This window comes from Burkholderiales bacterium (assembly GCA_013695435.1).
Classification (GTDB): Bacteria; Pseudomonadota; Gammaproteobacteria; order Burkholderiales; family JACMKV01; genus JACMKV01.
In genome coordinates this window covers 1-2,901 of sequence record JACDAM010000186.1, presented here as the reverse complement: position 1 = coordinate 2,901, position 2,901 = coordinate 1, and the positions used below count along the sequence as shown (strand labels likewise).

The following is a 2,901-nucleotide window of genomic DNA, read 5'->3' as shown; positions in this document are numbered from 1 at the left end:
TGCAGCACCCCTTGACGCGGCTGCGCGGTTACGCGCGGACGGGTCACAGGGGCGTAGCCGCGCAAGCGGTGCGGCTCGAACGAGGGTTGGTTGGCGCGTAGCGCCGGCCAACCGGAGCGAGTCAACTAGCGCCCTGTTGGTTATCGCGCAAGCCGGATTCGAGCCTCGCGGGTTGACCTGCCAGAGTCGGTTATTCATGCGCTGACGTTTCCTTCTCGATGATGTAGGCGCTGCGGGCCAACCAACCGTTATGCTCAGCGGCGGGCCGGCACGAATGGTCAAGGCCACGCAAAAAGCGACCACAATAAAAGTTGTCGTATAAACGAGAACTCGTAGCATCCTGTGCCACCAATGCTCTTGAACACTTTCGATCATGCCATTCCTTATAGCTTTCGTTTAGAAGGCGGGGCAATAACGCGACCGGCTGCAAGGTCAGCTTCGTCACGCTGCAGCCGGATCTTACCGTCAGGCGTAGGCGTATAGGTTTGGCTGGCAGTAGCGCAGCCCGGTGAGTAGCGCGATACATGCTGCAATGAATGCGATTTTCACTCTTTCTCCTTTGCCAATCTGGAATTACTGGGCCTCGATCCGACCCGCAGGCAGCGGAATGCAGTCAATCAGCGAGTAAATCGGCTTCGCAACCCGCCCGGTTTTGCGGAGGCTTGGACGGATCACTTTGTTTCTGACAAGTTCGGCGCTGCGACTACCCATTGGAAAAAGCTGAGGGATCGCGTTGATCGCGGCGTTGGCAATCCTTGTCCGCTGCTTCTGGTGGGCCTACCTGCTTCGATTCGGATAGCCGTGGCTCGGTCGCGAAGTGCTGCGGCCATCCCTTGCTTGGGCAAAGTCATCCCACAATCCGTCGACGAGTTAAATAGGCCGCGCATGAGATAGTTGCCCGGCCTAGGCAGTGCTCTCAGGTTCCGATTATCCCGCCGTCTTTGCGGCGAATGGCGATAGTCGCCGAGCGCGGTCGGCCGCCTTTTTCGCCGTCCGGCCAGGAACTGATGGCCTTCGGCTTCTTTGGATCGTTGCGTCCCGGGTGGGGCAGAGGGGCTTCGCCGGGATGCTGGATATTGATGAACATCGTGCGCATGTCCGGCGTCAGTTGGGTAGCGGTGATTTCGCAGCCGACCGGGCCGGTCAGGAAGCGGCGCACTTCGCCGCTGCGCGGGTCGGCGGCCAGCATCTGGTTGTTGCCGATGTTTTCCCAATCCTTGGTCACCATGTTCTGGGCAGAAGAATCGGTCTGTATCCACAGCACGCCGCGCCGATCGCAATACAAGCCATCGGGCTGGGCGAACGCAAGGCCGGCATTGCCGCGCTTCAAAGCATCCTCATGACCGGGATCGCCCGCCAACAGGAAAACATTCCACTCGAACCGGGTAGACGCGGGATCGCCCTTCGCTTCGCGCCAGCGCACGATGTGCCCCATCAGATTCGGCGCTCTCGGGTTGGCGGCATCGGCGCCGACCGCGTCGTTCTGATGCAGCGGCTTACCCTTGCCGCGCGCGGTGTTGTTGCTCAGGGTGATGTAGACCTCTTTGGTTTGCGGATTTACGGCGATCCACTCAGGGCGATCCATATAGGTCGCACCGACGACGTCCGCCGCGGTACGCGCATCTATGACGACCTCGGCCTGCGACGGAAAGCCTTTGTCCGCAATCAAGCCGTTTTTACCATGGCTGAGTTCCAGCCACTCTCCGCTGCCGTCGGCATTGAATTTGGCGGCGTACAAGGTGCCTTCGTCGAGAATGTCTTTATTGGCTTTATGGTCGCCCTTCACGTAAGGACGGGCGCTCACGAATTTGTAGACGTGCTCGAATTTGGAGCGGTAATCGTCGTCGCCCATGTAATACACGACCCTGCCGTCCTGCGCGATTGAAAGCATCGCGCCTTCGTGCGCCATGCGTCCCATGGCCGTGTGTTTGACCGGCATGCTGTTGGGATCGAAAGGATCGAACTCGACGATCCAGCCGAAGCGGTTGCTCTCATTCGGATGCTTGACGGCGTCGAAGCGTTCGTCGAACTCCTGCCAGCGAAAGCCCCAGCTGTTTTTGGTGGTCGGAATTCCGTAACGATCCTGCAGGCGCGGAATCTTGCCCGAATCGTTGACAAAATAGGCGGTGAAATTTTCCTCGCACGACAGATAAGTTCCCCACGGCGTATAGCCATTAGCGCAATTCTGGAAAGTGCCTTTAACGGTCGTGCCTTGAGGATCCTCGGCGGTGCGCATCCACGGGTGCCCGGCTGCCGGACCTTTGATGAGAAATGGCGTGTCGGCGGTAATGCGCCGGCCGTACCTGGAATCCTTGACGGTGCGCCATTGCTTGCCGTCGAAGCGCGTTTCGTAAACGCCCAAACCGTGCGCGTTTTTCGACTTCTGCACTTTCTCGGCGGTCCACGACGCCATGCCTTCGGGACTCAGCAAATTGTCGTCGGTGTATTCGTAATTGATGGCAATGAGGCCGTGAGTCGATGAATCGGAGCCCTTGGGCAGAGGGAAATAATGCATGCCGTCGTGGAACATGCCAGATTGCATCGCTTGTTCCGCCGCCGACGCGCTGGCATCGTGCTTGAAGTCCGGAGCGCCTGGCATGATGGGATCGCCCCAGGCATTGACCACCTGCCAGGTATATTCAGGCGCAACCACGACCGTATCGGCTTTGGAAGTCGGAACTTGGGTGAACGCGAAAAGCGGCCCTGGCTCAGTCCGCAGCGCATCGCGCGCGGATTGGCATCCGCCGAACAGCGAAATCGCGGCAAGACTCAGCGATCCTTTGAGTACTGAACGGCGCGACAGCCGCGCGGCCAGAATGTCGTCGAATATGTTTTCGTGATCTGGAAATTCAGAGGACTGTTCTGGAAGCTTCATTTGTTTTACTCCTTGGGGTGAGAAGT

1 protein-coding gene is annotated in these 2,901 nt (G+C 58.8%); it reads right to left on the bottom strand.

The features are described 5' to 3' along the window. Nucleotides 1-916: 916 nt before the first annotated feature. Nucleotides 917-2,875 carry a PhoX family phosphatase gene (locus H0V78_09520; protein MBA2352000.1) on the bottom strand — a complete coding sequence of 653 codons (1,959 nt, stop codon included), beginning with the start codon at nucleotides 2,873-2,875 and terminating at the stop codon, nucleotides 917-919. Between the last annotated feature and the right edge of the window lie 26 nt (nucleotides 2,876-2,901).